The sequence below is a fragment of the Escherichia sp. KS167_9B genome (assembly GCF_030295215.1).
Taxonomy (GTDB): domain Bacteria; phylum Pseudomonadota; class Gammaproteobacteria; order Enterobacterales; family Enterobacteriaceae; genus Escherichia; species Escherichia coli_F.
Map to the genome: position 1 here is coordinate 3,506,135 of NZ_AP025754.1, position 25,568 is coordinate 3,531,702.

The window sequence follows — 25,568 nt, forward strand, 5'->3', positions numbered from 1 at the left end:
GAAAATCTGGGGTTATGCTATTTGAGTAATGGAGAAAGAAAGTGAAAGGAAGATAAAACGGGATTCATACACCGTTAAATACCGGTTTAAAAATCCCGTGGCGCGTTTTAAAAAATCTGTGCGGCTGATTTCATGTCTGATTCCGTTTATTGCCTCAGAGCGGCGCTGACGCGTTTTCTGATGGCATCAAAAATTTCCTGTTCCCCGGTCTTATCCAGCCCCATATAAGGACGCGCAGGAACGCCTGCCGGGCGGGGTGCCATATCGGGTGTACCGCCCCACTGATGAATGGCAGCATAAATTTTTGGCGAACCAATCAGGGCATAATCCTGTCCATAATCGGTGGTAATGCTGCGTGCCAGATCGCCATGCAGGGTAAGAATACTGCCCGGAACAAAACCATGATCCTGACGCCATGCCTGCCACGAATCGCTCCACGCTTCCCAGCCTTTCCCTGTATCCGGGTCTGCCTGCCGTTCAAATGCCTGTTCCGTGGATGACAGCAGCGCCGCAGCCATCACACGGGGAATGGCGCGGTCACGTGTAACGGTTCCCAGTTCATCCAGTGCAAGCTGAATACGTCGCACATCCACGGCAACGTTCATATCAAGACTCACTTATTCACCTCCACATGCCCCTCCAGTACGTCAATCATCCCGTCAGCAATCGCGGCTTCAAGCGACTGTGCAGATACGCGGCTGATACTGACCAGCACATCCGCACGGTCATTCTGTCTGCCGACTGTCTGTGATGTTCTGACCACAATCCGGGCCATGCCGTCACGGGTTGCCACAACATACAGCAACTGGTGGTTCTCCCTGTCCCACAATACCGCCTGTGGTTTTGCCATCAGCGACGGCAGACGCTGTAAATCCTCCGGTTTCAGGGCGGCATCAGAAGTGGTCGCCAGACTTTTCCCGTTCATCACAAGCAGACGGGCTGGCATATTCCCGGTGCGCTGATATACGGCCTCCGCCACGGATCCCGTCATAAAACCCAGCGCACGGACCTCATGTCCTGCCCGGCGTGATTTCGCCAGACGTTTAAGCCAGAGGGAAAAAGCAAGCTGACGCTCCCGGCTGTTATTCAGCGTCTGAACAACCTGCTCACGCAGCTGCGCGTCACGAACTTCCACCAGTTTTCGAATCAGTGCCTGATCCGTACCAAATGCCGCCGAACCGGGGTTATATGACCAGCCCACATCTGGCGTCATTTTTACCCGACCGTTGTCAAACGTGGTTGACGATGTGCGGAAAATCTCTCCGGTGCTTTCATCCGTACCGGCATCCACTTCGCGGGTATTCATGAATGACGCACCATAACTGACCTGTAGCCCCAGTTCTTTCATGCGGGCCGCAGACAGCGCCCGGACGCGACAGCGGCAGTTCCAGCCATTGGGCGGGTAATGCGTCTGCCAGAAAATGTCGTCATACCGGAAAACCATATTGTGCAGCCGCGCATGTTCCGGGCGTGTTCTGCCATCCATAACGGCAACGTACTGCCAGTACGGGTACAAATCGGCGGTATTCATCATCTGCGCATAACGTCCTGCCCCATACGCCGTACGGGTATTGACGTTATAAATGGTTGCCAGACGACGCGGACTGCCCAGTTCGATTTCCTTCGCGTTTCCCTCTGCATCCACGATGATTTGTTTTCCCCACCATCCGAGTTTTTGCAGCCGGGGGGCCAGTGTGCGGGTAAATTCCTCACGGGTGATGCCTTCACTGACAGCCCGCTCCACTTCCTCACGGATTGTGGTCAGGACATCCATCCGGGTGGCTTTGGCAACGGTAAAGGCGCGGGCGTGCGCGTCTGCCAGTTGTTCGTACCAGTTCCAGGTGATGTTGTAGCCTTTGGCGCGGAAATACGCGACAGCCTCCTTTGGCGGGAGGCGTGCGGCATACGCCAGATCAATGGTCTGCTGCGGCATCCAGACGCCCCCATATATCGGCAACAAAAATGGCACGGGTCAGCATGTCGATAAGTTCTGCATCATCCATCTGCGGATATAATGAAGCGGCTTTGTTCATGGCGGCTTCCGGGCCATCTTTCAGCACAGAAAAAATGACGGGTTTCAGCAGGGGGTCAACCGAACGCTGCCAGTCTTCCGGTGAGACGCCCATCCGGTCGATATCATCCTCCTGCGGGATATCTTCAGCGGATAATGCGGCCTCTTTCTGCGAACCGTTATCCGGGACAACCGGTTGTATAGTAAACACGGCTTCATCACCGACCGGCTGTGGAATATGAAGTTTTTCCTGTATCCAGGAGACCGGAATACGCATTCCCGCCGCCAGTTTCGGAATGGCGTCAGACAGTGCCGTAATATCACCCGCTTCACTGGTATCAAATACAATGCCCGGCAGGCGGTTAATATCAATGGTGCTGTCACTGTTCAGTGCCAGCAGGGGATAAATCAGGTCACGGTTAATACTGCGGGCAAGCTGGCCCACATCCGCATTACGGATTTCCCGGCGAACCTCATCATGCACTTCACCCAGCGACCGCGCACCTTTATCGCCAGCCTCTGTGGTCAGGGTGCCGCCCAGAATGGCTTTTGAAATCGCTTTTTCTGCCCAGCCAATCATCGCCATAAAAGGGTCTGACTGACCATCTGCGGCGCTCTGAAAATCCAGCGTCATCCCCATCGGAATAATGCCACCGGCACGTCGCCCGATATCCATCACGGCCTGCATCAGCGTGGCTTTCTCGCGGTTCGTTGAGCCGGTCGGATATTTACCGACGCGCATGGGGAGTCCGTAAATTTCCAGAAACTCTGCAAAATCACGCACGGAATAGTTTTTAAAAATAAAAGGCCAGATAAGCGTGCGCACAAGGCCATTGGTGCCGACATACCCGGTGCGGGATTTGGCCCGGTGCATAAACCAGCCGAACGGTTGCAGCTCCAGCCCGTGATAAGACGCATCACGCAGGCGTAATTCGTTCAGATTGTCGGGGTTCGCGCAGAACAGCGCCGGATCGCGATGATGCAGCGCCACCGGCACGCGCATTTTCCCCAGCCAGCCCCATTCAATCTCCTGCATGGAATAGCCCTTGAGAATGGCATCACCGGCATCAAACAGGGCATCTTCAAACCACGCCGCATCATGCAGATATTCATTCAGCATGTCAGCGTCTTTTTTCTCCTGTGCGCTGGCATCACGTGCCGGAGCGATGCGCCATTCCAGCGCCTGAATGGCAAGGCGGCGTTTGCTCAGTTCGGAAAAAAGGTGGGTGTCCTTTTCTTCCATATCAAAGGCCAGGTCAGCCTGTGCTGTCAGATCACCGCGTTCGGCATCACGCAGCATCTGCGCGGCCCGGTTCGGCGTCACACCACTGGAAGGATGCTCCTGCGTACGCTTCATGACCATTGCCAGCTCATCGCTGCGGGTCTGCATTTCATCGTCAAAATCAAACGGCTGCCCGGAAATATCCAGAATACGGCCCATTACCAGCCCCCTCGTTCAAACTGGTGATAATCATCAAAATCATCGTTATCAACACCATCACCACGGTGGCGTGGTGGCAGCGCCTGTATGCTGTCCTCGTCGATAACAAAACCATTCATATAAGACGCCCTGACAGCCATACAGAGCGCCACGGCAAAGTCGCCATGTCGTCGGCCTTTACCGCCTTCGTCTTTTGTGCGCCCCTTATCAATCTGCGGAATACCTTTGTCCACCTTGATGTGGAGCAGGTCATCAAGTGTGGTCTGGTGCCGGGCAATCGTGATGTTCTGCGCTTCAAACTCGCCTTTCAGTTTCGGCATCCACTCCTGATACCAGGATGCGGTCAGATTCACACAGTCGATCATCTCCGGGCCATAAATCAGACGGGCGGCTTCTGCCAGATAACCGCCGTTACCGGTGGCATCAAATGCAGCGCCGGTAAAACGGGGCAAACGGGACAGAATGAATAAAAGGATTTGTCGCTGCTGGTCATAGGTCACATTACGCAGCTCCACGCGGAAACATTCGTGTTTGCGTAAGTCAGGAGTGATGGCAAGCGGCACAAACACCGTCAGGTCGCCACGGCGTGCAAAGTCTTCGCCCAGTACGTGTTTATTGAGCGGCGACAGCGCATCGAGCAACGGGAGCAGCTCCTGTTCACACCAGTCCTGAACGATGCCGTGGCGCATTTGTGGTGTCAGCGATTCAAAATCGTCCGGGGCTTCAAAACGCAGAATCGGGATATCCCGCGCTGGCGTCATGGCGGCTTCAATCAGCACGCGTGACAGATAAGCGCCCCCGGATTTTTTAGGAATGCAGCCGTATTCCTCGTCGGCACTCTCTTTATTCGGCGCATTACGGTACAGGCCATCACGCCAGGCTTTTTCCGCTTCCGGCGACCACGACTGATTCGTGACGTAACAGATACGCCGGTACAGTCCGTCAGCGATGGCATCATCCAGCGTGATGCGGTGAACGCTGTAATCCTTGCGCCCCTCGCGCGCATCCTGAATGTACTGGTTAAACAGGTTATCGACGCCGTTATGTGTCGATATGATGCGCACGCTGGCACCCCACATGTTTAGTGCAAAGGCCGCTTTCAGCAGTTCGTCCAGGGCTTCATGGAATGCCGCCTCATCAATCACCACGTCCCCCTGCAAACCACGCAGGTTAGACGGGCGGCTTGACAGCGCCTGTATCTTAAATCCGCTGTTCGGAAAGCGGATCATGTAGGTGAGGATTTCTTCTTTTTTGTCGCTGTCCCAGAAGGTCTGCTCCCAGACGTCAGCCTTTGCCAGCTGGTTAAAGGCGCGGGCAAACAGGGCACAGGCGGCGATGTATTCCAGCGCCATTTCCTGACGGGAACCCACATAAAAGACGTTGCGACCACCGCGACGCTTCGGCTTTGCTGCCGTCATGACATTGCGGCCCGCTTCAGCCCATGTCAGACCGGTACGACGGGATTTTTCAGCGATGCAAATCTGGCTTTCATCCTCAAACCAGCGCCGCTGATAGCCCAGAAAAACCGGTTCATTGCGGGGCTGTGCTTCCCCGATATCGGTCACGATATTCACGCCGAGCAGTCCGGCTTCCTCACGCAGGTTGATTTTGCGGGGGGCATGAAGGGCTTTAAGGTTGTTTTCTCTGGTGTTCATAACCCTCTCATGCCTTACCCAGCAGTACATCACGGATACGCTGCTCCAGCTCTTCGCTGATGCCATCCTGCCCGCGCAGTTCTTCACTCACGGCGTTTGCCGCTTCTTCTGCGAATGCCTGGCGGATTTCTTTCTCGCGCCGGTGGCTGGACATTGCCGTGGATTCCAGACGCTGTGCCGCCAGCATGGCATTTTTCAGCAGGTCAATATCCACGTCAGATTCCGGGGTTTCGATTTGCCGCATCATGGCCTTAAAAAGCTGGCTGCGGGCCATTTCCAGAATCAGCTTTGTGGTTTCTCCCATTGGCTTGTCGCCAAGTTCTGCGGTCAGTGCTGACGTCATTTCACGCATCTGTCGCAGGTTATGGCCTACCTGCTCGACGTTCGTCGCGTAACGGTTCAGACCGGAACGGGAGAGTTTCATCTCATCCGGCAGGCCAGCGTCTTCAATCAGTACGTTAATTTCTTCCAGAATGCGGGCCTGTGGGATCGCTTTATCACGCAGCATTTCATGCAGCGTTTTACGTACGTTTTCCGGCAGTAAATCCACTTTTGAAGCCCGGCCCCGTGTTTTCCTGTCCATCACGCCTCCTGTCATGCACGGGGACGAGGACGCTTGACACCGGCAACGCGGGCACGACCTTCTGCCACATCCTGACCTCGGGAGGTCAGCGTTACGACATAAAAGCCGCGCAGGTTTTCCACGGTGACCAGTTGCTGCTCTGCCAGCCAGTCAATCTGGCCGCGAACCACATCGCGGGAAACGTTGTGTCCGTATGCATCCAGACAGTCCTGAAGGATGGATTCGTTTGCTTCGTTATTGCAGTCCATCAGGGAACGCAGGATGACCAGACGACGGTCTTCGGTCAGAATATCGTTAATCATGAATTACTCCGGTTTACTGCGTTTTCAAGCAGCAGCTCCAGTTGATGGGAAAATGACTGCACCCGCTGGGACAGCACCCGGATATCGCCGGACAGCTCTGCAATTCGCAGGCGCATTTCGTGTACATCTTCTGTGCCAGGGATGCTGGCGTAGCGGGTTTCCATTTCGGTCATCCGGTTTTCAAGACGCTCCACACGCTCAGTGCTGGCAAAACTACGACGCATTGCCCAGACGGCCCCACCGGCCACAACAGGCAACAGGTAAGGCCATAACGCTAAAACTGAAATCAAATCCATTATTCTGCTCCACGGCACCAGTGGCAGTAGTTCGCCATCGGCTGCTGTCTCAGCACATCAGGCCGCAGCTCACGACCGCAACCGGCACACAATACAGGCGGGTCATACGCCGCCGGGCGGGGAATATCACGGGTATCCCCCTGCCAGAGTTCAGCGAGCAGCAGCGCCACCGCCCGGTTCTGGTCTTCGTTCATAAATTTCTTTCCTTCGGGTCTCCTGTTCCCGGACTGATGCCTTGTCGCGGTTGCACTGCCCGAGCGCCATCAACAGGTCAGCATTCCAGAGAAGGGATGCTCCCCACGTCAGGGGCTGTGGCATGGGCGGAACGGGCGTTGCTTCCGTCAGTTCTGCATCAGTTTCGGGCAGGATCACCACCGATGGCACGGGTGCGTTTTTCGAGTTCCCGCAACCTGTCAGCAGCAACGGCAGGCACAGGACGAGTGCTGCAATTGTCACCGGTAATGGCGGTTGTAATTTTTTGTTTTGCATCATGATGTTCTGTCTCATCTGCCAGCCGCGCGGCACGATTTGCGGCACGGATAGCGGAAAATACCTGCATCGTCTGTTCCTGACCGTGTAACAACCATTCAGCCGTGTTGCGGGCCTGTTGCTCCGTCTGTAATTCACGGCGCAGCGTCTGGTTATCGTGGCGGGTGCTGTCCAGCCTGTGCCACAACACCCCGGACAGAACGGCGGCAAACACGGCTGCCAGCAGTAAACTTTTACTGGCGAAGGTCATCCGCCCCCCTGATATTCCAGATAGCCATTTCCACTTCGCGACGGTTCATCAGTCCTTTCCATTTATGGCCTGCGGCAAACACCCAGCGGGCCATCTGGTCACGCGCTCCGGCGTAATCACCGGCATTGAGTTTTTTCAGCAGCGTTGATTTACTGAATGCGGTAACACCGGTGTTGAAAATAAACGTTGCCAGCGCCGTTTTCTGATATGGCGTCAGCGGCACCCTGACAAGACGATCGATTGCCGCATAAACCGGTTTTAAATCACTGTCGAGGAGAGCCATACACTCCGCATGGCTGTAACGGCGCATTTCGATATCCGGCCCGGTATGCCCCACACAGACCGAAAGCACACCGCCAATATCGCGGTAAGGCATATAAGCGATATTTTCCAGGTGGATCAGAGACTGACGGGTCATTTCCTGATAACCACCCACACCGCCACCGGCAATCGTTACAGCCAGCAGTGTGGCTTTCAGTTTTTTTGGTATCCCCGCCATCATGCTTCCCTGAAAAAATGCTCTGATGGCAGTCTAAAAAATCAGGTGGCAGGTGCGGGATTATGGTGACAGGAAATAACCGGCAGGATGCCGGTTATTTTGGGCTTTCAGGTGAGAACAGATCAGGCTGATGACGTCGTGTATGCAGCTTTCTCTGGCGGGCAATAATCTGGTAGATCTGCGGCTGGGACAGGCGGTACTGGCGACGCAGTTCTTCCATGTTACGACCATTAAACTGGCAGTAAAGCAAATCGTCGCGTAACGCGGTCAGGATCGTATCGCCGCAGGGGATGTAAAACTGCCGTCCACCCAGAAAACAGGACAGGGCAACGGCCTGTTTACGGGCAAGTTCACGGGGATTGCTGACGTTCTGGCGTTTCAGTTCGTTTTCCAGAACATCAATCAGATCAACCACCGAACGGGGCCAGCGTGATTCCAGTTCCGGGGCCGGGATGTTATCAATATGTCCGATTAACTGGCGAATTGCCGGATCGTGTTCAAATAAATCATGCTGCATATTTTCCCCCGGTTAACAGACAGAAAGATACACCACGGCACTGATGGTTATCAGAACCACAAGGGCAATCACTTTTATCGCACTCATCAGCGTGGACGGCCCGAAACATTCATCACTGAATTTTCTGTACATGGTATTTTTCTCTGTAACGCCGGCAATGGTGGATAATTTCTGGCATATCAACGGACTGCCAGCCTTTCATGTAATAACTTCCGTGGGTGCCATCGTGCCCTGTGTAATCCATTGGCTTTGGTGGTGGGCCTCCGGCCTCCCGATGTAATACCTCCTGTCGTAAACGTTCACGCCTGCCGAACTGAAAGGACGCATCCCACCCTTTACCCATGCAGAACCTCCCGACAGGCGCTGGCGAGCAGATCCAGACGGTTAAACCAGCCATTCAGATATTTCCCCTGCGAGGCACTGGATTTGATAATCCCTGCGTAATAGCGGGAACGACGCAGGAAGCACTGCAACAGCAGCCAGTCAGTATCGGCACGCAGAACGGCTGCGCGTGTGTTTTTACCGACGATGCCATCATCATCAACACCTGCTGCCGCCTGGAGGATCTGAATCGCGCGTTTAACACCGTGCTGAACGGCAGCATCAAAAACGAATAAGGAAACGCCATCAGGCCATTCGTTACACTTTGCCGCCAGCCAGTAATCACGCCAGTAGATCTGCGCCGCCTGCTCGCGGGTTAAATCCTTAATGCGGGTATCAGGTTTTCCGTCACCGTTAACATCGGTTTTGCCATCAATAACGCCGTCGCGACGGTCAGAAATACCGTATTTCGTTTCGCCGCCACGGTCGGCAGGATCATTAACATAGCCACCTTCAACATCAGGGCGTATAACGAAATTCAGCGAATGAAGGAATGCAGGGGAAAACTCAGGCATGTTGCCCTCCTGTCATGAACGTTTTATCGTCACAACAGAATATTGAGGGCGTAAAAAAAGCCGGATTAACCGGCTTTACTGTTTAAAACAAAGGGGGGGAATACTGACGATACTTTATACGCCGCATTCGTCGGATGGCTTTATAGACTGTGTTAAATGTCACACCATGACGGATTGCCAGTTCGTGAACATTGCGACCGTTGAAATCATTCCAGATACGCAAATCCCGAATAAGCGAATCCAGAACCTGACCGCGTGGAATGTAGACCTGACCGCCGCCCAGATGCTTACAGATAGCCACAACAATCTCCAGTGAATGGGCCGGGTCAACACCTAACCGGGACAATTCCCCGCGCAGTAAATCGTTCAGCTCCGCCAGCAGTGCCGGAAAGCGTGACGTATCCTCTGCGGGATTGTCAAGATGTGCCAGGATGGTGTCATCCTGCAAATCACCAAATAAATCTTCCGTCATTGTGCCATCCTCCGTGTCTTTCTGGCACGGGCATAAGCCGCCGTCATGGCATCATAGCCGCGCAGTTCACGCCCGGACGGACTGACTGGCAACGGAAGCCCGTGACGGGAAAAGGCTTCACGAATACAGCGGATATGCCACTGCTTGAGAGTTTCGAGAACAATCAACAGGGTGTCGCCATGACACCACGCCAGCGTGGAAACACCCTGTCTGCCATTACGTTTCGCCGTCAGGCGCTGAACATATTTATCCAGCGCCACATCACCGTCATCGGTAATAAAACCGTCTTCTGCCATCTGCTGCCAGACTTTGTATACCTTCTCGCGGGGCGTGACATGCCCCTTAAAGCGGCGACGTGGATGTTTATTCAGCTTCTTAAAGCCGCGTTCTTTCATGGCATCGAGCACCTGTTCCAGTTGCGTAACCGTCAGCTCGCGGCAACTGATTTTGCCCGTTTTCTGCATCAGAAAAGCGCGGTAAGTGTCGTCGTCGAGTTGTAGCTCCCGACGGGCGACATGGATTAATTTAATCAGGGATGTGCGATTCATGATCGTACCTCCGGAAAGAGGCGGTGCTGCAACACCGCCTGAATTTACACATCAATCAGAGAGGATTTTATGGAAAATAATGTACAACCTTATGATGTTGCAGGTTATGCGATTGCATCAGCACTGGTGCGCCTTCTGGTGAAGAAGGCGATCATCACCGCAGAAGAGGGCCAGGCCATTTTCAGCTCTTCAGCAGAGATTTTAAAAGATGCGCCTGCAATAAGAACAAGCCGCCGCGAAAACATGCAACTGTCAAAGATCATGGAAGACATTATCAGTTCGTTATACCCAGATGCTGACGGATCTCAAAAGCCTCAAACACATGAGCGTCAGTAACAATATCCTGGTCTGATAACCCCAGCCTGCGGCGGATGTACTCCTCGCGGGCTGTTTCATTTTGCAGTGCCACTACTGTTTCCAGACGATTCATTTCGCGGTTGATAATGTCACGGACTTCTCTGGCGGTGAGATTATGCTTAATACCATATTCAACGATAGCGCGAACACGTTCCAGCATCCCTTTTTCAGCCATGACGTTATCAATATTAAGGGGAGTAAATTTATCTTCATTTTTCATTTTGCGGCCCTCAGAATAAATTCAGGATAAAATTTCAGACTCATTTGCCGTAACACATCCAGTGCAGCAACGGCTGCTGATTTATCGTTGCCATCAGCAATAGCGCGGAGATTTTCAATAATCCAGTGAGGACTCAGTGACTCAGCAATAATGCCAAACCGGTACGCCATGACCTCATCAATAGCTTTTTCATGAGACGGCTCATATACAAAATTCACAAAGTCATGCACTTCTTTTTTCGGCAAACCACCGGCAATCAGCAGGGCGGCAAGCTCTTCTGATTTTGAAAATACACCATTATTCATGTCACTCACCTTCACAATTCATGCACGCCGTGTCATCGCCCATATCGCAGTGGTTACATTTCTGCCCGCCACAATGAGGGCACTCTTTCAGATATTCAGGGGATTCATTACCGCAGGTCGGGCATTCCTGTTTCACCGTGGTAAATTTCCCCAGCCACGAATACGATGTTTCATTGTTTTCCATTGTTTACCTCCGCCTGTTTTTGCGCCCGGATAAATTCGTCAGAAAGGATTTCAGTCATGCGGCCCTGTGCGGGAGTCATCCCTGTCATGACGTAAATCACATCACCAACACGGAACCACCGGAGCGGGCCGAATATTGTTGCGCTGAAATCCAGTCCCAGTGCGGGTAAGAGAGCGTCAGTACGGGCATAAGTGACCGGAATATTCTCCTGCCATATTTTCGCCAGCTCTTTTGACTGCTCCCGCAGATGTGCAGGAATGCGCGATGTTCTTGGCCTGCAACTGTTACCTGATGCGGAGCGTTGTACAGTCCACAACTCCGGCGAGAAAGGTCGCTCATTCCCCGGAAAATTCACGCCATGAAAATGACGCCCACCAATACCTGTGCTGAATACTGACCGGCAACCACAACCCAGAACCTTATCAAGATGGCGGGCTTCTTCGCGTAGTTTCAGGCAGTCCGCCATAAACTGGTCCCATGCCAGCAGTGCTGCGGGATTTGACGTTTTAAAAAACATCACGCCACCTCCTGCATCGTTGCGGGAGCCGGAGAACAATCAAGAATGAGATAACGCAGTACATGGTCGGTGATATTCCAGGCGCTTGAACTGCAAATAAAACGCCCCAGCCGGATATCGATATAAGCCATCACAAAACGGGGCATTCCCTGTTCGCACATTTCGTCATCCACTTCCGCAACGATGTAAACCGACTCGCAGGTCAGTACGCCTGTTGCAAATTCTTTTGCCAGTGCCGGAATGGCATTGCCTTCCAGCCAGGGCAATGAGCGGCGGAAGGAACACCACGCGGCATCATCAACAGCAGGCTGCTCAGTTGCGTTTCGTCTTACAGGCGGCGTCGGACGCGGGCGCGGAACGTCATAAAATCCGTTGCATTCGGTGAGCACTCCGGCATCAACCGCATCACGCAGGAAATACACCATTGACGAGGGCAGCATATTCATTTTTTCAGCCAGAACTCCGCAGGTCAGGCGTCCGTAAGCCCGTAATAATGTGCTGACACCATTCAGAATTTTTGCATCAACCATGTTTTATTCCTCAGTAATCTGTTTCAGGCGCGAGCAATCCCCTGACGCATCGCGCCATAATTAAAAGAATGTGAATTAATTAAATATTAATGGTGGTATTAAATACCGGCTTCCTGTTCAAATGGAATAATGGAAAAATCTTCAATTCCCGATTTAACCGTAATTCCGGCAACACCTGCGACGGCTTTTGGTTCCAGTAAAATCGCCTCCTTGTTGATTTCCTGCTTCGTGCGAATAAAGCGTTGCAGGCCAAGACGCTCCAGCGTTTCCATCACTGCATCCATACCACGAATACTTACTGATGGTGGACGGACCCGCCACGATACATCACCGGTGACAAGATTTGCCGTCTTCACTTTGCCGCCGTTCGTCAGTTCGTCGCGGTTCGCTTCACACCATCCCTGAACGCCTTTTGAAAGGGTTTCAATATCGGTTTTAATCGGTGCAATCCGGGCCGCAAATTTCTCCGTAATTTCCGCGATGGCATCATTCATTTCCGTTTCCAGACGTGATGCTTCGCGCTGTAAATCCCCGATGCGTTTAATATCGGTAATCACCGCATCGCGGTTTTGTGGCACATAAGCCGCTGCGGCACTTTTGATACGTTTTGCTGGTTTAGCCATAAATTAAAGCTCCTGTTAATTAATATCCGCTGTATACAATGCTGGATACATCTCGATTGCTTAATTCCATCTTTCGGGCAATGACATGAATATCCAGTCCTTCTTTATAAAGTTCACGACATAAATATTTGTCGTGTTCACTGATTCGGTATACACACAATGATATTCCGTGCCTTCTGGCATGTGCCCGGAGGGCGGTTGTGGCGACTTTCAGTTTTTCCGCCATTTCTTCAATGGTCATTTTCCCGACGTTGGCTTCGATAAATTCCCGGTCTTCGCGTGACCAGCGCTTACGATTACACTTCATGTCAGTCACCATTCAGTACAGCAGAGGCTCGCGCAGTGATGCCGGAATATGCCGCAGCGATAACTGAACCGCTTTCAGGGCAAGCGAGGAATAACAGCAGCGCGCCCAGCCTTTTGCCATTAACCGGTAATCGCGCCAGATACGCTGCCACATTTCACGGGCTTCAGGGTCTGATGCGCAGATGTATTCCCGGTCCATGACGTACTCCCATAAATCCACGTTGAACGCACCGCCAAATGCAATGGCGCGGGATATGCTTTCGCCGCAATAACGCGCACAGATGCTGTAATGGTCGAAAGCAATCAGGTAAGTCTTTTCACCACAATCATCAACTTTCCGGGCGCAAATAAACTCGCGTAATTCACCACCGTTGTTATTGCGTTCCTGAATTCGGATTAATGCCTGAATTTCATTTCGGATTTTGACATTCATTGTCAGCGTTCCTTTTAGTGACATGTTTTTTCAACAGCCATTTCAGTGACACTGCCACCTGTGATGACACCATCGTTTTTCAAAATCTCAATGGCTTCATGAGCTGACTCATTAATTATTTTCTGGCTTTTGTTAAGCACCAATAACGCCACCAGACCTGCAAGTGTAGCCTCATCCCCTTCCATTTCCACACTACCACCTACCGCAATACTGGTGCGCAAATGCCGTCCTTTAGTTCCAGATACTGTATTTTTAATTTCAATAATTACCTTTGCCATTTTGTTTCTCCTTATTGATTCTGAATAACTGCGCTGGCTTTTACCTTTGCGCCTTTTACCTGCTTAAAGAAAACCACGCTGCACCACGGACAACATGCAAAGGAGTCCCATACTTCATTTTCTGGTGAGCATTGCGTCATAATTTGCTCTTTGCATTTGGGGCAATTAAATGCAGTCAGAGGCACATTGTTATTCTGTACCCGTTTAACCCATTCAATATATTTTTCAGCTTTAGTACACATCGTTATCTCCAGATAATCTGGCAACCATTAAGACGGGCCGTCCATACAGAACGGGCCACCCCGGACTTATGCTCCATAATTCTGACCGCGCTTTTTACCAGTTCCACCGGTGGGTAAGTGATTTCAAGAATCGGACGCGCCACGCCGAGATATGATTCATTTACATGACTCCCGCGCGCCTGTAACCAGTTCTGCGCATCCGTTGCCATTTTTATATTTCGGGCCATCATAATTTCTTCTCCTTCTTAATTACGCAGCAGCGTTGAAATATCAACGTCCAGGTCTAATTCACGGAAAGCCTGACGCAGATAATCTTCGTTAACACGCTCACCTTTACCGTGAGCCGTCATGGCGGCAAGGCGAAGTGAATGATTCAGAATGCGAAGCGCACCTGGTTTCTGCGCAATCTGCTGTAATAACTCCAGTTCTTTTTCGCCGTTAATCTGCCAGGCATCCGCAATAGCTTTTACATCGGCTTTTTTGGTTTTATTAATTGCAGTACGCTTTGCAATACGGGAAAACAGACGGGCAAATTCAACCGTTCTGTTACCCCCCGTCATATTTGAATAAACCCGGTGATTTCCCATCAGTACAAGGCCAATACGGGTTGATTCCTGTAACAGGCGGAGTTCTTCCAGAACTTCGGCACCAAGATGATCAGCTTCGTCGATGATAACCAGCCCCTGTGTACCTTCAAGGCGACGTCGCAGGGCGCGGGAGAGCGGCCCTTTACGGCGTGGTGCGTCATTCATTCCCAGCTCAAACGCCAGTTCAGTAAGACATTCCAAAACGCTGGCACAGGATGGCGTAATGGTGATCATCCAGACATTGTTATTGGTGCGGCGATATTCACGGGCCGCTTCGGTTTTGCCCACACCAGGATTGCCACATACAACAGCAATACTTTCAGTCAGGCTGGCAAAACGCATACTTGTCCAGATTTGTTTTACCGTCTGCGTTTCCACAAAGCGGGGCGGTTCAGGTAGTTCTGCAACTGCATGATATTTTTCCAGCCAGCGTTGCAGCATTTGTGAAACACGCTCGTTATCCCCGTTGTACTTATCATTGATAAAACTACTGATAGTTCCGGTAGAAAGTCCGCTCTCAAGAGCAATTTGTTTAAAGGTGGTTTCTTCATTTTCTACAAGCGTGCGCAGTCCTGCGCGAATATCGGAAATATTCATCTGAATAACCTCGTAATTAAATTTTGTTAAAACGTTAATTAAATGACTTTTTTACGTCTGTTCTGTTCCAGAATATCCAGTGAATGATTCAGATATTCATCACGATCAGTTTCATATTCATCATCGGCTTCCTGGTATTTCACCTGCACCGTGTTACCGGAAGGCCGGAAAATACCAACAACCCTTGATTCTGGTGCTGCTGGTTCGGCTATCTGCGGCAGCAGTTCAGCAACTTCCAGCGCGTCCATTTGTTTCTGCGCCTTAATGGCTGCTTTAGTTGCAGATTTCAGTTGTTTCTGGCGGCGGCGATATTCACGGCCTGCCGCTGCATCATTAAATGCAACAGGTGCCAGACATTCCGCTTCACAGATAAACCGACCGTCCAGGGTGTAACAATAAACCGTGCTGTGTAGCTGCTGCGGATCAAACCTGACCACAACTTTTTTCACGCCGGCATTCATTAATGCCATGTTGTAATAAACGTTTTTTGCGCCTTTAAGGGAGCCGCCAACTTTAAGCGTAAACTCGCCTTTGCGTGAAACGTTCACCGCCTCGGCAGGCAGTAACAGCATCCGTTTTTGTTCTTCGGTTGGCTTACGCACAATCGTTCTGGCGTATTCACGCTCGAAAACATCATCAAACGAGAGTTTGCCCCCGCACATTTCTGTTTCACGGCCTGTTCTGGCATTGAACATCGCCACACCTTCGGCAAGGGTTTTCAGAAACAGCTCTGCATCAACAGCGCGGTCGCCATAGTTATCAGGTTTTGCCTGCGGATTTGGCCCCGTATATGCGCCAGCCAGTGCCGGATGCTTATCAACGTATTCCTCAAGCCCACCAACACCGAAAGCACGTTCAACAGGTTTTGCCTGGCCCCAGCCTTTACCGGCAACAACGCTTGTCCAGTGCATTTTCGCGCCCATCAGTAAAAACAGTCCCTTTGGATCGTCCTCTTTTACCTTAAAGCGGTAACGATTGGGCGCGCCCCCCGTCAGCCATTTATTCGCTGCACCACGGGTGTTATCAATGGTGATGTGAAAATCCTCCGGGATGCCGTAGCGTGTCACCACATCCATAAACGAGAGGCGAATTGAGTCGATGTTCTCGCTTACATCGCAACGCCAGCCCAGAATTTTTCGGGTTTTCACATCCTGCCAGAACCATGTTTTCGGGCGGATCACATCACCGTTAAACCAGCGTACAAAGACGTTATGCAGATAACCGTCGCCGTTGATCCACTGCATGGCGTCCAGGTGTTCCACAGTTCGCTGCTGTGCCGGTATCAGATGCATCAGTGCATGTTCACCTTCACGACAGGCAACAACCATTGCCTCGTCCAGTTGCTGAATCCGGCGAAAGGCCGTGGCACGGGAGGGAATACTCCAGCCATGCTCGCGGGCTGCCAGTTCCAGACGCTCATAACATTTGCGGAAGGCGGGCTTTTCCGGTCGCAGATAATCTGCAATCAGAAACTGCCAGGCATCCTCGTCAAATTCACTTTTGTGAACGTTGCGACGGGATGCACCACGTCCATCAACAAGCGCAGCCGCCCAGTCAGGCTTCGCAAACTTCTGTACCTGGTAATACTTGTCCCGCAAAGTGGATGCGCTGACCTGGTAATGCCCTGCAACGGTCGCAAAAGCCGTTTTTGTTGAAATCCCCTGGTTCAGCATTTCGTCTGCGGCCTGAACCGCAGGCAACCATTTTTCAGCAAGTCTGCGCTGGGAATCGCTGGCGTTATCCCATTTGCTCCACAGTGCCTCACGATCATAATCATGGGCTTCCAGCGTGGGGCGGGCGATTTCAAAACGGCCCTGGCTTGTTTCGATCTCTCCTTGTCTAAGCAACAACGCAGCTTGCGTTTCCTTTGGTAAAGATGAGATATGAAACTCATAGGCTACTCCTCTTACCCCGTGTATCTGTCGAAACACCCACTGTTCTAACCTTGCTTTACGAGAGATCGCGCTAGAGGATTTTGGAAGACCTATCAGCCCTTCTAATTTCTTTGCAGAAAACCAATCATTACATTGTGGTTGCATTTTCAATACCTCGAAGGCCAGATGTCTCGTGGCTCAACTCCCAATGCATCGGCAATGATTCTTTCCCCCCGAGGGTAAGGTTTATCCAAGGCATTTTTTACCGTAGAGATAGAGAGACCGTTCTCACGACCAAGAGCTGCTAGGCTTTTTCCTCTTTTGCGCAGATCAGCAACAATGTCGTATCTACTTTTGTCTTCACATTTACTTTTCTTTATCGCCATAAAATGCAATCCTCACAAGCTACGCCATCAGCTACGCCGCAAGGTAGCTGATAAGGTATGCAGCAATGCTAGTGTGAATACATTGTCAATACAATAGTGTATTCAAATGTTTTGTTTGAAATTCATCTATCTCGATGATTTTAAAGTGAATATATTTTTCATTTCTTTGAATACATCGTGTATTTAAAGCGAGGTTTGTGATGACACAAGAATGGTTTTCAGCTAAAGAGCTACAAGGGGTTGCTGGTCTTCCGTCTTCAGCAAGTAGTATTAGCCGCAAAGCAACTAATGAGGGATGGAAAAAGAGACAGATCAAAGGAGTAAAGGGTGTTGCTTATGAATACCATATCAGCTCATTACCTGATGCCACTCAGGCAGAATTAGGAGGGGCGCAGTTATTAGATAACGATAAGTCAGCTTATAAGTTAGCTTCTGTGTTAATGGCTTTGGTTGCAGAGTTAGAACCAGAGGAAATCCAGAGGGCATTAAAGCTACTTAGTAAAGGTGGACTTAGTGCACTAATGCCAAGTATCTTTGATCAGACTCAAATCCAATCTCTGCACGGCGTATCGCGTGAGTGCATACAACTCGCCCAAATGCTAGAAACTTTACCAGCAGAAGAGCGCAAAGAGATTTTGTCAGAGCATGGTATTCATGAACAGGAAGGTCTTGTAGCTCCTTCGCAAGAACCACAAGATGTAAAAAAAGCCGTATAACAACCATGAACCAGCTAAAACATACTTCACCTCACATAATCACACATGTAACATACCTAAACGGCATGAGCTGATTTGTGATATGAGTCATTTGGTTACAGCCTGGTTGTTATCGGTTTTGAACGTTTTTTGAAGCTGTTATTGAAATGATTTGCAGTGTTTTTGTTTTTCGTATTTTCAATGAAACAAAAGCAATTTTTTACTATCTTTCGCGTTTCATTGATTAACGACTAAAATTTGCGCTACAGGCTTGCAAGCCCCACCAAATCTAATCCCATCAGATCCCGAATAATCCAATGTCCTCCCGGTTTTTTTCGTACTTCAAGTGAATCAATACAATAAAATATTCCATCTATCGTTTGTTAAAAGCGTAGATAACCACTTATTTAACAACTTGAAAATAAGGTATTTTACCTGGGTTGTTACAAAAGGATTGCATTGCGTAAACGCTTTTTATTTACAAAAAAATGGGGAAGTGTTACAGCGATTGCGAAAAGTCTGAAGCAATTGAATTAAGATAATATAGAAAATCAGATACAGCAAAAATGGCAGATTGATGAGGTGAAGATAAATTGGAGCGGGCGAAGGGAATCGAACCCTCGTATAGAGCTTGGGAAGCTCTCGTTCTACCATTGAACTACGCCCGCTTCGAGATGCGTAAGGCATTATAAACCTTACGCTCTCCTTAGCAAGTGCCGCGCTGCTGACTGCTGATTAATTCGCCATCAGCATTTTGGCTTGCTGCCCTGAGGCGGCAAGTAACGTAGCGGATCAATTGCCGTTGCACGGTAACGAATCTGGAAATGCAGGCGAACCGATGCCGCATCAGTGCTCCCCATAGTGGCGATTTTTTGCCCAGCCTTCACGCTTTGCCCATTATTTACCAGCATCGTGTCATTATGGGCGTAAGCCGTAATGTAATCTTCACTGTGTTTAATCATGATGAGATTACCGTAGCCACGCAGCTGGTTGCCCACATACACCACCTTTCCTGCACCCGCGGCGTAAATAGGTGTACCCCGTGGAGCTGAGATATCAATCCCTTTATTGCCGCCATCAGCTGTCGAATACGGCATGATAACTTTCCCTGTCGTTGGCCATAACCAACAACGTTGCCCTACTGGCGGCCAGGAAGATTTTGGTACTGCTGATGACGGTGTAACCGATGCGGTTTTGGTCGTTGATTTGGCGGTTGATTTACGTGTACTGCTACTTTTCGCCCCACCCAGTTTTAGTTTCTGACCAACTTCAATGGTGTAAGGGGGGGAAATGCCGTTCAGCCGCGCCAGCTCTTTTACGCTGGTTCCCGTGGTGCGCGAAATACGATATAGCGTATCCCCCCGTTTCACGGTGTAAACGGAGCCGGAATACGTTCCTGTATCGGATGATTTGCTACCCGAACAGCCCGCCAAAAGCAGTCCAACCGATAACAACATCACGATACCCAGAGATTTTTTATTCAGGCGTCCCGCACTCAAAATCTTTCCTCGCTTAAAAAACAAGACGCCATATCATAGCAGCCAGCCTCTGGATACCCAATCTCTCGCTTCTGGAAAAACGAGGTAATTGAGAAAGAGATTAATTTCATTTGGCAAAGGGAAGTATCATAAGCAAAATATTTGCTGTGGTGGTATCGAAGTTCCTGACTCTTTTACCCTATTTCCCATCCTGATGCGTAATAATCCTGATTTATCACATTGATTTTATCGCCACTCATATTGATACGTATCACTGTCCCTATTCAGGGTCCTGTTTCGTATCGTATCTGTATTTTTTTAACGTCATCACACTTCCTTCCTCCCCTAACGTTTATCGTCGTTTCTGGCGTAAATCTTGCCTGCTTAGACTAAATCTTTGCCATAAGAACCAAATGTTCAAATCGAGGGGATTTCTATGGAAGCGCGGGAAGCAACCGCTACGGGTGAATCATGCATGCGCGTCGATGCCATTGCTAAGGTCACTGGGCGGGCACGATATACTGACGATTATGTTATGGCGGGCATGTGTTACGCGAAATATGTACGTAGCCCTATCGCACATGGTTATGCTGTAAGTATTAATGATGAACAAGCCAGAAGTTTGCCTGGCGTACTGGCGATTTTTACCTGGGAAGATGTGCCTGATATCCCATTCGCTACAGCGGGGCATGCCTGGACACTTGACGAAAATAAGCGCGATACCGCCGATCGCGCACTACTAACTCGCCATGTTCGTCATCATGGTGACGCAGTTGCCATCGTCGTTGCCCGCGATGAACTTACTGCAGAAAAAGCGGCGCAATTGGTCAGCATTGAGTGGCAAGAATTACCTGTTATCACCACACCAGAAGCGGCGTTGGCAGAAGATGCAGCACCAATCCATAACGGCGGTAATTTACTTAAACAAAGCACGATGTCGACGGGCAATGTCCAACAAACAATTGATGCCGCCGATCACCAGGTCCAGGGGCACTATCAGACGCCGGTCATTCAACATTGTCATATGGAAAGCGTGACATCGCTGGCATGGATGGAGGATGACTCTCGAATTACCATCGTTTCCAGCACCCAGATCCCGCACATTGTTCGCCGCGTAGTTGGTCAGGCGCTGGATATTCCCTGGTCATGCGTACGAGTCATCAAACCGTTTGTCGGTGGCGGTTTTGGTAATAAACAGGATGTGCTGGAAGAGCCCATGGCGGCTTTTCTGACCAGCAAGCTTGGCGGCATTCCGGTGAAAGTTTCCCTTAGCCGTGAAGAGTGTTTCCTCGCAACCCGTACCCGCCACGCTTTTACTATTGACGGGCAAATGGGCGTAAACCGAGACGGAACGTTGAAAGGTTATAGTCTGGATGTTCTGTCTAACACTGGCGCTTATGCATCTCACGGGCACTCCATCGCTTCTGCGGGCGGAAATAAAGTCGCTTACCTTTATCCTCGTTGTGCCTACGCTTACAGTTCAAAGACCTTTTATACCAACCTCCCCTCGGCTGGAGCGATGCGCGGTTATGGCGCGCCACAAGTCGTATTTGCCGTTGAGTCAATGCTTGATGACGCCGCGACAGCGTTAAATATTGATCCTATTGAAATTCGTTTACGCAACGCTGCCCGCGAAGGAGATGCTAATCCGCTCACGGGCAAACGTATTTACAGCGCAGGGTTACCGGAGTGTCTTGAAAAAGGCCGGAAAATCTTTGAATGGGAAAAACGCCGTGCAGAATGCCAGAACCAGCAAGGCAATTTACGCCGGGGCGTTGGCGTCGCCTGTTTTAGCTACACCTCTAACACCTGGCCTGTCGGCGTAGAAATAGCCGGCGCGCGCCTTCTGATGAATCAGGATGGAACCATCAATGTGCAAAGCGGCGCGACGGAAATTGGCCAGGGTGCCGACACCGTGTTCTCGCAAATGGTGGCAGAAACCGTAGGGGTTCCGGTCAGCGACGTTCGCGTTATTTCAACACAAGATACCGACGTTACGCCGTTCGATCCCGGCGCATTTGCTTCACGCCAGAGCTATGTTGCCGCGCCTGCGTTGCGCAGTGCGGCACTGTTATTAAAAGAGAAAATCATCGCTCACGCCGCTGTCATGCTACATCAGTCAGCAATGAATCTGACCCTAATAAAAGGCCATATCGTGCTGGTTGAACGACCGGAGGAATCGTTATTGTCGTTAAAAGATCTGGCGATGGACGCCTTCTACCACCCTGAACGCGGCGGGCAGCTCTCTGCCGAAAGCTCCATCAAAACCACCACTAACCCACCAGCATTTGGCTGTACCTTTGTTGATCTGACGGTCGATATTGCGCTGTGCAAAGTCACCATCAACCGCATCCTCAACGTTCATGATTCGGGTCATATTCTTAATCCGTTGCTGGCAGAAGGTCAGGTACACGGCGGAATGGGGATGGGCATTGGCTGGGCGCTATTTGAAGAGATGATCATCGATGCGAAAAGCGGCGTGGTACGTAACCCCAATCTGCTGGATTACAAAATGCCGACCATGCCAGATCTGCCACAACTGGAAAGCGCGTTCGTGGAAATCAATGAGCCGCAATCCGCATACGGACATAAGTCACTGGGTGAGCCACCAATAATTCCTGTTGCCGCTGCTATTCGTAACGCGGTGAAGATGGCTACCGGTGTTGCAATCAATACACTGCCGCTGACGCCAAAACGGTTATATGAAGAGTTCCATCTGGCAGGATTGATTTGAGGATAACATCATGTTTGATTTTGCTTCTTACCATCGCGCAGCAACCCTTGCCGATGCCATCAACCTGCTGGCTGACAACCCGCAGGCCAAACTGCTCGCCGGTGGCACTGACGTACTGATTCAGCTCCACCATCACAATGACCGTTATCGCCATATTGTTGATATCCACAATCTGGCGGAGCTTCGTGGAATTACGCTAGCGGAAGATGACTCGCTACGCATCGGCTCAGCAACGACATTTACCCAGCTCATTGAAGATCCTGTAACTCAACGTCATCTCCCGGCATTATGTGCTGCGGCATCATCCATTGCCGGGCCGCAGATCCGTAACGTCGCTACCTACGGAGGAAATATTTGCAACGGAGCCACCAGCGCGGATTCTGCCACGCCAACGCTAATTTATGATGCGAAGCTGGAGATCCACTCCCCGCGCGGTGTTCGTTTCGTCCCGATTAATGGCTTCCACACCGGACCGGGCAAAGTGTCCCTTGAGCATGACGAAATCCTTGTCGCCTTTCATTTTCCGCCCCAGCCGAAAGAACACGCAGGCAGCGCGCATTTCAAATATGCCATGCGCGATGCGATGGATATTTCAACGATTGGCTGTGCCGCACATTGCCGACTGGATAACGGCAATTTCAGCGAATTACGCCTGGCATTTGGCGTTGCCGCGCCAACGCCGATTCGCTGCCAACATGCCGAACAAACTGCACAAAATGCGCCATTAAACCTGCAAACGCTGGAAGCCATCAGCGAATCAGTCCTGCAGGATGTCGCCCCGCGTTCTTCATGGCGGGCCAGCAAAGAGTTTCGTCTGCATCTCATCCAGACGATGACCAAAAAAGTGATTAGTGAAGCCGTCGCCGCGGCGGGGGGAAAACTGCAATGAATCACAGCGAAACAATTACCATCGAATGCACCATTAACGAGATACCTTTTCAGCTTCACGCCACGCCAGGCACGCCGCTCTCGGAATTACTCCGCGAACAAGGGCTGCTAAGCGTCAAGCAAGGTTGCTGCGTGGGTGAATGTGGTGCCTGTACGGTGCTGGTCGACGGTACTGCGATAGACAGTTGCTTATACCTTGCCGCCTGGGCTGAAGGCAAAGAAATCCGCACGCTGGAAGGTGAAGCGAAAGGCGGAAAACTTTCTCACGTCCAGCAAGCTTATGCGAAATCCGGCGCGGTGCAGTGCGGGTTTTGTACGCCTGGCCTGATTATGGCTACCACGGCAATGCTGGCGAAACCACGCGAGAAGCCATTAACTATTACGGAGATTCGTCGCGGCCTGGCGGGAAATCTTTGTCGCTGCACGGGGTATCAGATGATTGTAAATACAGTTCTGGATTGCGAGAAAACGAAGTAAAAGGATATCCGGCCTGAACTCAGGCCGGATTTACTGAGGTTATGCGTTTAACAACTCATATTTCTTTATCTTGCGATAGAGCGTAGCAATGCCGATACCCAGTTCATCAGCAACTTGCTTCTTGCTGTTATGACGTGAAAGCGCCTCGCGGATCATTTGCTTTTCCATCTCCTCCAGCGCCGTGCCGCCCGCATCATCGAGTGCCAAGTGCGCCTCGCTGACCTCTGTTACATCACTTTGCTCCGTTGTGCCATTATTCAGCAAATTTGGAGGCAATAGCGTGCTGTCGATAACTTCACCTGAAGGAACAACGTTAACCAGATATTCCATTAAATTGCTTAACTCGCGCAGGTTTCCGGGCCAACGATGCTTACGCAATATCTCGACGACATCGGGAGCAATACCCGGATAAACCGATCCCAGACGACGGGTATGCAGATGTAAAAAGTAATGTACCAGCAGTTCAATATCTTCCTGACGTTCACGCAGCGGTGGAAGAGTGATCGGGATAACATTGAGTCGGTAGAAGAGATCTTCGCGGAATTTACCTTCGGCAATGAACTGGGCCAAATTCTGGTTAGTTGCAGAAATGATTCGGATGTCGACCTGAATTGGGCTACTGGCACCAATCGGCAGTATTTCACGCGCCTCAATAGCGCGCAGTAATTTAGCCTGCAACATTAATGGCATATCACCAATTTCATCGAGAAACAGCGTGCCCGTATTCGCCGCCTGAATCAACCCTGTTTTACCGTTGGCTGAAGCGCCAGTAAATGCGCCTTTAACATAACCGAATAGTTCGCTCTCCAGAAGTTGTTCAGGAATCGCGGCACAGTTGATAGCAATAAAGGGTTTATTTCGTCTTCCACTCAACTTATGGATTGCACGCGCGACGACTTCTTTACCCGTGCCGCTTTCACCAACCACCATAACGCTGGATGGGCTGGGCGCAATACGGCTAATGAGTCGTTTTAATTGCCGCATAACACGGCACTCGCCAACCAATTGTTCAATATGCGGTTCATCAGGTGCATTTGCTACAGAAAAACTGGTATGCGATTGGTGAAACGCCATTAAAAATAATTGTCTGCCCTGAATGTTATGCAATTGACCAATGATTAATTCACTTTTATCGTCCCACGAAACAATATGTTGCATATGTCCGTGGGTAAAATTACTCTCAAATGTTAATGGTCTGAAACGGATAGGTTTCCCAATAATATTATTTTGCACAACACCGAGTGTTTTTAAGGCCGTCTGATTAACAAACTGAACCCGATTATCGTCATCAACAACTAATACGCCCTGATCCATATTATCGATCATGGTCGCGAATATTTTACTGATGTTATCTCCTGGTCCCTGATCCTCCAGAAGTTTCGAAACAAAAATGGTGGATATATGGCGAACGTAATCAGAAAACTCGCGTAAATTATCACTGATATGTTCTTGTTGCTCGTGGGTAACTGCAATCAAACTTATCACCCCAACACAACGATCCTGTAAAATGACAGGCGTACCCAGAAATGCTTTTTCGCGACAATTATCTTTATTATCGCAACCTTCGCAAAGGGGATCGAAGCGAGACTGTGTCACAACTTTTTCAGTTTTCGTTTCCAGGACGTGGCGGAGCAGGCGTGAGTTGCCGCTCAACTGGCGGCCAAGAAACTTCCCATACGCGCCCGTTCCGGCGACGCGACACAAGTTTTCATCAACGATCTCAACCTCAAGCTGCAAAACGCTGGCAAGCATTCTGGCAAAACGCTGAATTGTCGGTTGAATTTGCATCAATACTGACTGCGTAGTAGCAAGCTCCATAGCTTTACCTTCCAGACTTACTTAAAAGTCGATCATTGAAGACGTTGATGGTTCACAGATCATCATGATATTAACTCAGG

The 25,568-nt window shown here is 50.5% G+C and carries 37 protein-coding genes and 1 tRNA gene; 5 read left to right on the forward strand and 33 right to left on the reverse strand.

Features of this window, described 5'->3' with window-relative positions:
• Positions 1-146 precede the first annotated feature (146 nt).
• The 16 genes from QUE34_RS17605 to QUE34_RS17675 all read right to left on the reverse strand — a co-directional run bounded on the left by QUE34_RS17605 (position 147) and on the right by QUE34_RS17675 (position 9,959).
• Positions 147-617, reverse strand: coding sequence for a phage virion morphogenesis protein (locus QUE34_RS17605; protein ID WP_000050890.1), 471 nt, complete (start codon positions 615-617; stop codon positions 147-149).
• The gene (locus QUE34_RS17610) at positions 614-1,933 is read right to left on the reverse strand and encodes a phage minor head protein (protein ID WP_286338867.1); all 1,320 of its coding nucleotides are present in this window, start codon (positions 1,931-1,933) and stop codon (positions 614-616) included. The genes QUE34_RS17605 and QUE34_RS17610 overlap by 4 nt, the downstream gene beginning before the upstream one ends.
• On the reverse strand, positions 1,914-3,452 hold the full coding sequence (locus tag QUE34_RS17615) for a DUF935 domain-containing protein (RefSeq protein ID WP_000532643.1): 1,539 nt from the start codon (positions 3,450-3,452) through the stop codon (positions 1,914-1,916). Before QUE34_RS17615 ends, QUE34_RS17610 begins: the two co-directional genes overlap by 20 nt.
• A complete protein-coding gene (locus QUE34_RS17620) occupies positions 3,452-5,107 on the reverse strand; it encodes a hypothetical protein (RefSeq protein WP_105268660.1) in 1,656 nt (551 codons plus the stop codon). The genes QUE34_RS17615 and QUE34_RS17620 overlap by 1 nt, the downstream gene beginning before the upstream one ends.
• A gap of 7 nt (positions 5,108-5,114) precedes the next feature.
• The gene (locus tag QUE34_RS17625) at positions 5,115-5,690 is read right to left on the reverse strand and encodes a DUF3486 family protein (RefSeq protein WP_001725316.1); all 576 of its coding nucleotides are present in this window, start codon (positions 5,688-5,690) and stop codon (positions 5,115-5,117) included.
• An 11-nt stretch (positions 5,691-5,701) separates the two neighbouring features.
• A complete protein-coding gene (locus QUE34_RS17630; protein ID WP_000606409.1) occupies positions 5,702-5,992 on the reverse strand; it encodes a VpaChn25_0724 family phage protein in 291 nt (96 codons plus the stop codon).
• Positions 5,989-6,288 (reverse strand): DUF2730 family protein, encoded by a 300-nt coding sequence (locus QUE34_RS17635; RefSeq protein ID WP_000364295.1) that lies wholly within the window; start codon positions 6,286-6,288, stop codon positions 5,989-5,991. The genes QUE34_RS17630 and QUE34_RS17635 overlap by 4 nt, the downstream gene beginning before the upstream one ends.
• The gene (locus QUE34_RS17640; protein WP_001001316.1) at positions 6,288-6,482 is read right to left on the reverse strand and encodes a hypothetical protein; all 195 of its coding nucleotides are present in this window, start codon (positions 6,480-6,482) and stop codon (positions 6,288-6,290) included. The genes QUE34_RS17635 and QUE34_RS17640 overlap by 1 nt, the downstream gene beginning before the upstream one ends.
• Complete coding sequence (gene lysC / locus QUE34_RS28645) at positions 6,439-6,744, reverse strand: Rz1-like lysis system protein LysC (RefSeq protein ID WP_032141865.1); 306 nt, start codon at positions 6,742-6,744, stop codon at positions 6,439-6,441. The genes QUE34_RS17640 and lysC overlap by 44 nt, the downstream gene beginning before the upstream one ends.
• A complete protein-coding gene (locus tag QUE34_RS17645) occupies positions 6,641-7,027 on the reverse strand; it encodes a hypothetical protein (protein ID WP_000141671.1) in 387 nt (128 codons plus the stop codon). Before QUE34_RS17645 ends, lysC begins: the two co-directional genes overlap by 104 nt.
• Positions 7,011-7,526, reverse strand: coding sequence for a lysozyme (locus QUE34_RS17650; protein WP_000907406.1), 516 nt, complete (start codon positions 7,524-7,526; stop codon positions 7,011-7,013). The genes QUE34_RS17645 and QUE34_RS17650 overlap by 17 nt, the downstream gene beginning before the upstream one ends.
• A 94-nt stretch (positions 7,527-7,620) precedes the next feature.
• Positions 7,621-8,043 (reverse strand): Mor transcription activator family protein, encoded by a 423-nt coding sequence (locus tag QUE34_RS17655; RefSeq protein ID WP_001163385.1) that lies wholly within the window; start codon positions 8,041-8,043, stop codon positions 7,621-7,623.
• Positions 8,044-8,155: 112 nt separating this feature from the next.
• Positions 8,156-8,386, reverse strand: a complete 231-nt coding sequence (locus QUE34_RS17660) for a hypothetical protein (RefSeq protein ID WP_021526011.1) — start codon at positions 8,384-8,386, stop codon at positions 8,156-8,158.
• Positions 8,379-8,939: a glycoside hydrolase family 108 protein gene (locus tag QUE34_RS17665; protein WP_001113880.1), complete on the reverse strand. Its 561-nt coding sequence runs from the start codon at positions 8,937-8,939 to the stop codon at positions 8,379-8,381. Before QUE34_RS17665 ends, QUE34_RS17660 begins: the two co-directional genes overlap by 8 nt.
• 82 nt (positions 8,940-9,021) lie before the next feature.
• The gene (locus QUE34_RS17670; protein ID WP_001725322.1) at positions 9,022-9,411 is read right to left on the reverse strand and encodes a Mor transcription activator family protein; all 390 of its coding nucleotides are present in this window, start codon (positions 9,409-9,411) and stop codon (positions 9,022-9,024) included.
• The gene (locus tag QUE34_RS17675) at positions 9,408-9,959 is read right to left on the reverse strand and encodes a gp16 family protein (RefSeq protein WP_105268661.1); all 552 of its coding nucleotides are present in this window, start codon (positions 9,957-9,959) and stop codon (positions 9,408-9,410) included. Before QUE34_RS17675 ends, QUE34_RS17670 begins: the two co-directional genes overlap by 4 nt.
• Positions 9,960-10,028: 69 nt before the next feature.
• On the opposite strand from QUE34_RS17675, the gene QUE34_RS17680 reads away from it, so the two are divergent.
• A complete protein-coding gene (locus QUE34_RS17680) occupies positions 10,029-10,295 on the forward strand; it encodes a hypothetical protein (RefSeq protein ID WP_105268662.1) in 267 nt (88 codons plus the stop codon).
• Here QUE34_RS17680 and QUE34_RS17685 read toward each other — a convergent pair.
• The 14 genes from QUE34_RS17685 to QUE34_RS17745 form a co-directional block, all read right to left on the reverse strand.
• The gene (locus QUE34_RS17685; protein ID WP_105268663.1) at positions 10,234-10,536 is read right to left on the reverse strand and encodes a hypothetical protein; all 303 of its coding nucleotides are present in this window, start codon (positions 10,534-10,536) and stop codon (positions 10,234-10,236) included. The genes QUE34_RS17680 and QUE34_RS17685 overlap by 62 nt on opposite strands.
• The gene (locus QUE34_RS17690) at positions 10,533-10,841 is read right to left on the reverse strand and encodes a hypothetical protein (RefSeq protein WP_001059084.1); all 309 of its coding nucleotides are present in this window, start codon (positions 10,839-10,841) and stop codon (positions 10,533-10,535) included. Before QUE34_RS17690 ends, QUE34_RS17685 begins: the two co-directional genes overlap by 4 nt.
• Before the next feature lies 1 nt (position 10,842).
• The gene (locus tag QUE34_RS17695) at positions 10,843-11,025 is read right to left on the reverse strand and encodes a hypothetical protein (protein ID WP_000429706.1); all 183 of its coding nucleotides are present in this window, start codon (positions 11,023-11,025) and stop codon (positions 10,843-10,845) included.
• On the reverse strand, positions 11,012-11,542 hold the full coding sequence (locus QUE34_RS17700) for a Mu-Gp12 family protein (protein ID WP_000465549.1): 531 nt from the start codon (positions 11,540-11,542) through the stop codon (positions 11,012-11,014). Before QUE34_RS17700 ends, QUE34_RS17695 begins: the two co-directional genes overlap by 14 nt.
• Positions 11,542-12,072, reverse strand: a complete 531-nt coding sequence (locus tag QUE34_RS17705) for a hypothetical protein (RefSeq protein ID WP_105268664.1) — start codon at positions 12,070-12,072, stop codon at positions 11,542-11,544. The genes QUE34_RS17700 and QUE34_RS17705 overlap by 1 nt, the downstream gene beginning before the upstream one ends.
• 98 nt (positions 12,073-12,170) lie before the next feature.
• Positions 12,171-12,695 carry a host-nuclease inhibitor Gam family protein gene (locus QUE34_RS17710; RefSeq protein WP_001107930.1) on the reverse strand — a complete coding sequence of 175 codons (525 nt, stop codon included), beginning with the start codon at positions 12,693-12,695 and terminating at the stop codon, positions 12,171-12,173.
• 19 nt (positions 12,696-12,714) lie between these two features.
• Positions 12,715-13,002: a hypothetical protein gene (locus QUE34_RS17715; protein ID WP_198600484.1), complete on the reverse strand. Its 288-nt coding sequence runs from the start codon at positions 13,000-13,002 to the stop codon at positions 12,715-12,717.
• Positions 13,003-13,014: 12 nt separating this feature from the next.
• On the reverse strand, positions 13,015-13,434 hold the full coding sequence (locus tag QUE34_RS17720; RefSeq protein ID WP_001101153.1) for a hypothetical protein: 420 nt from the start codon (positions 13,432-13,434) through the stop codon (positions 13,015-13,017).
• A gap of 14 nt (positions 13,435-13,448) precedes the next feature.
• Complete coding sequence (locus QUE34_RS17725; protein WP_001151291.1) at positions 13,449-13,712, reverse strand: hypothetical protein; 264 nt, start codon at positions 13,710-13,712, stop codon at positions 13,449-13,451.
• Between the two features lie 11 nt (positions 13,713-13,723).
• A complete protein-coding gene (locus tag QUE34_RS28650; RefSeq protein ID WP_001474059.1) occupies positions 13,724-13,954 on the reverse strand; it encodes a hypothetical protein in 231 nt (76 codons plus the stop codon).
• Between the two features lie 2 nt (positions 13,955-13,956).
• Positions 13,957-14,184, reverse strand: a complete 228-nt coding sequence (locus tag QUE34_RS17730; RefSeq protein WP_000968313.1) for a Kil protein family — start codon at positions 14,182-14,184, stop codon at positions 13,957-13,959.
• Positions 14,185-14,199: 15 nt separating this feature from the next.
• Positions 14,200-15,138: an AAA family ATPase gene (locus QUE34_RS17735; protein WP_001026710.1), complete on the reverse strand. Its 939-nt coding sequence runs from the start codon at positions 15,136-15,138 to the stop codon at positions 14,200-14,202.
• Between the two features lie 38 nt (positions 15,139-15,176).
• Positions 15,177-17,177, reverse strand: a complete 2,001-nt coding sequence (locus QUE34_RS17740; protein WP_097483554.1) for a transposase domain-containing protein — start codon at positions 17,175-17,177, stop codon at positions 15,177-15,179.
• A 2-nt stretch (positions 17,178-17,179) separates the two neighbouring features.
• Positions 17,180-17,398 carry a helix-turn-helix domain-containing protein gene (locus QUE34_RS17745; RefSeq protein ID WP_000985458.1) on the reverse strand — a complete coding sequence of 73 codons (219 nt, stop codon included), beginning with the start codon at positions 17,396-17,398 and terminating at the stop codon, positions 17,180-17,182.
• A 200-nt stretch (positions 17,399-17,598) separates the two neighbouring features.
• On the opposite strand from QUE34_RS17745, the gene QUE34_RS17750 reads away from it, so the two are divergent.
• Positions 17,599-18,114 carry a DNA-binding protein gene (locus QUE34_RS17750; protein WP_000191335.1) on the forward strand — a complete coding sequence of 172 codons (516 nt, stop codon included), beginning with the start codon at positions 17,599-17,601 and terminating at the stop codon, positions 18,112-18,114.
• A 573-nt stretch (positions 18,115-18,687) separates the two neighbouring features.
• Here QUE34_RS17750 and QUE34_RS17755 read toward each other — a convergent pair.
• Positions 18,688-18,761: transfer RNA gene (locus QUE34_RS17755), tRNA-Gly, on the reverse strand.
• Positions 18,762-18,839: 78 nt separating this feature from the next.
• Positions 18,840-19,592, reverse strand: coding sequence for an amidase activator ActS (gene actS, locus QUE34_RS17760; protein ID WP_001309712.1), 753 nt, complete (start codon positions 19,590-19,592; stop codon positions 18,840-18,842).
• A gap of 415 nt (positions 19,593-20,007) precedes the next feature.
• Here actS and xdhA point away from each other — a divergent pair, with 415 nt between their 5' ends.
• Genes xdhA through xdhC form a run of 3 tightly spaced genes read left to right on the forward strand, consistent with a single transcriptional unit; the run spans position 20,008 to position 23,670 of the window.
• Positions 20,008-22,305: a xanthine dehydrogenase molybdenum-binding subunit XdhA gene (gene xdhA, locus QUE34_RS17765; protein WP_103253730.1), complete on the forward strand. Its 2,298-nt coding sequence runs from the start codon at positions 20,008-20,010 to the stop codon at positions 22,303-22,305.
• Between the two features lie 10 nt (positions 22,306-22,315).
• On the forward strand, positions 22,316-23,194 hold the full coding sequence (gene xdhB / locus QUE34_RS17770; RefSeq protein ID WP_088541702.1) for a xanthine dehydrogenase FAD-binding subunit XdhB: 879 nt from the start codon (positions 22,316-22,318) through the stop codon (positions 23,192-23,194).
• A complete protein-coding gene (gene xdhC, locus QUE34_RS17775; RefSeq protein WP_103253729.1) occupies positions 23,191-23,670 on the forward strand; it encodes a xanthine dehydrogenase iron sulfur-binding subunit XdhC in 480 nt (159 codons plus the stop codon). The genes xdhB and xdhC overlap by 4 nt, the downstream gene beginning before the upstream one ends.
• A gap of 39 nt (positions 23,671-23,709) precedes the next feature.
• Here xdhC and QUE34_RS17780 read toward each other — a convergent pair whose 3' ends face one another.
• Entirely contained in the window at positions 23,710-25,488 is a 1,779-nt protein-coding gene (locus tag QUE34_RS17780) for a sigma-54 interaction domain-containing protein (RefSeq protein ID WP_000417774.1), read from the reverse strand.
• Positions 25,489-25,568: the final 80 nt, after the last annotated feature.